The following is a 2,274-nucleotide window of genomic DNA, read 5'->3' on the forward strand; positions in this document are numbered from 1 at the left end:
TTTTGCTTTGACCTCATTTTTGACAACCTCCTGTTAGTATTATTTTACTAAACTAGTGTGTGATTGTCCAAATGGGTTAGGGGGATTAAGAGATAACATCTATGTGATAAATTCATTCGCAGATAAGTTTGAATTTAGTAAAGAGACAGTCAGCACACTTCTTGCCGATGAAGGAACTAGAAATCAATATAATGTTCTTATGGGAAAGTTGAATGACATTATTACTGAGATTTTAAATAAGCTAAGAGAAATAACTGGTCTAACTAAACCTCAAATTAAAATAAAACTGATTGAAGATCTTGGTTTACAAGCCACAGCCGATTGGCCAGATATTATGGAAGCAATTAGGCAGATAGAGAATAAGAATTATGAATTCCTAGATGAAGTTCTCTATTCAGAACTATTTAATGACAAAACTATGGCTGTTTATGAAAACCAGGATTTTAAACGCCATATTACAGAATATATTGATAATCTTGATAACCTACTTCGAAACAGCTCATTATTAAATACACATTTTACAGAACGAAGTGCAGAAGAATTAAGTAAAAGTTTTACAAATCACAATCTGTTTGAGGCTCAACATAAGATTCTTCTTAGAAATGGGAGGCAGGTTAATAATCTTGCCGAGTGGAAGGAACTTGTACAACAAGAGCTTGACCAATTATACCAAACACCTACACTAGCAAAAAAGTTTGAAAAATTGAAAAAATTATTCTCCAAAAATGCGGAATCTGTGAAAGTTCGTGAAATTATCGTTGCGCATAGGGAAATTATTCCTTTACTCAGAGATATAGCAACATTAAAGAAACAAACATGGCGTAATTGTTTTGAACGCCTTGAAAGGCCATTTATGGAATATTATAAGATAATCGCTGATTTTAAAGAAGAGATTCATAATCTATATGAAAAGGCATCAGCACAATCTGAACGTTGGGTAGAGGTAGTGAGTGAATTTAACCGAAGATTCCGCGTACCATTTACTGTAAAAATCACAAATAAGTCAAATTTTGTTTTAAAAGATGAGGCTCCAAATATTGAGTTTGAATATACTCGCGGTACTGGTGACAGCAAAGAGTCTACAGTTTTACATAAGGAAGACTTGATGGTTTCTTTAAGTATGGGTGAGCGTAGAGCACTGTATCTACTTTATATTTTGTTTGATTTAGAGAGAATTAGAAAACAAGCTAGGGAAGGTGGGGGACAATACCTTATTATTGCAGATGATATTTCTGATTCCTTCGATTATAAAAACAAGTATGCAATTATCGAGTACTTATGTGATCTTGCTGAAACAAAAGGAATCGATTTGCTTATGCTTACACATAATTTTGATTTCTTTAGAACCGTTAAGTACAGGTGTGGTGTAAGCCGGGAAAACTGTTACATAGCTCAAAGGAATGACGAAGGTATTATTAGTATAACAGAATTTAAGTATCAAAAGGATTTCTTTAAAAATGTTATTCGTTCGTCTATCCAAAATGGTGATTTAGACAGTGAATTTAAGAAAAAATGTCTGATTGCTAGCATTCCATTTTATCGTAATTTAGCTGAATATAGCGGAAGAAATGACGATTATAAAAAACTGACATGCTGTCTTCATTATAAAACGGCACCCCTTGATACTTCACGATTGATGGTGTCGGATATATGGGGAGTTATAAGTCAATTTCTCGAAAACGAGACCCTTAAGTCTGGCGATGAGCCTTATCTACAATTACTTCAAGATCTTGCAATAAATATACTTAAAGACAACGATGAAGTTTCTTTGGAGAACAAACTTGTCATTTCAATAGCAGCAAGAATTGAGATTGAGAAATTTATGAAAGCCAAAATCATTGAGCACGAAGGAACTTGTCCTGATGCAGAAAATAATCAGACAAGAGAGTGGTTTAATAAGTCGAAGCAGTATTTGACAGATAACGAAAAAGAGATCATTGAAGAAATTAACTTGATTACACCTGAGAGCATTCATCTTAATTCTTTCATGTATGAACCTTTGATCGACATTTCCTCATGGAATTTGATAGAAGTATATAGAAAAGCTCTTGCATTACGGGCAAGTAGTCAAGACAGTTAACGGGAAATTAATAAATTTATTAATAATTAACATTGCTATGAATAGCATAGTCGCAGGATTAAAAATAATAATAACCTACTATGATCCCAAAACACCCCCAATGAAGTGAACCCCTTTCGTTAGACAAAATACTAATGAAAGGGGTTTTCGAATGTCAGGGAAAAAGAAATATTCTGATGAGTTTAAGTTGGCAA

Annotated in this window: 1 protein-coding gene; it reads left to right on the forward strand. The window is 33.4% G+C overall.

The window, feature by feature from the left end:
• The first annotated feature begins 103 nt into the window (after window positions 1-103).
• Entirely contained in the window at window positions 104-2,080 is a 1,977-nt protein-coding gene (locus JOD07_RS15205) for an ATP-binding protein (protein ID WP_204614644.1), read from the forward strand.
• Window positions 2,081-2,274 lie beyond the last annotated feature (194 nt).

This window comes from Defluviitalea raffinosedens (assembly GCF_016908775.1).
GTDB lineage: Bacteria > Bacillota > Clostridia > Lachnospirales > Defluviitaleaceae > Defluviitalea > Defluviitalea raffinosedens.